The sequence below is a fragment of the Paraburkholderia sp. SIMBA_030 genome (genome assembly GCF_046535245.1).
Taxonomy (GTDB): Bacteria; Pseudomonadota; Gammaproteobacteria; order Burkholderiales; family Burkholderiaceae; genus Paraburkholderia.
In genome coordinates, this window is sequence record NZ_JAWRXB010001369.1 from 1 (window position 1) to 245 (window position 245).

General features: G+C 63.3%; 1 pseudogene. It reads left to right on the forward strand.

Annotation, left to right across the window (positions count from 1 at the left end):
- Positions 1–13 precede the first annotated feature (13 nt).
- A pseudogene (locus SB772_RS44515) lies at positions 14–245 on the forward strand (TlpA family protein disulfide reductase); the annotation flags it as partial.

Consider the following 245-nt stretch of genomic DNA (forward strand, 5'->3'; position numbering starts at 1 on the left):
GAACGAAACCGCCATCAAGGCGCCGGAACTCGCCGTCAGCCAGTGGTTCAATACCGAAACGCCGCTCACCCTTGAAAGCCTGCGCGGCAGGGTGATCTATCTCCACAGCTTCCAACTGCTCTGCCCGGGATGCGTGGCCGAAAGCCTGCCGCAGGTGCGCCGCATCGAACGGCGCTTCGGCCACACAGATCTGCAGGTCATCGGCCTGCATACGGTCTTCGAGCATCACGAAGCGATGCCCCCGG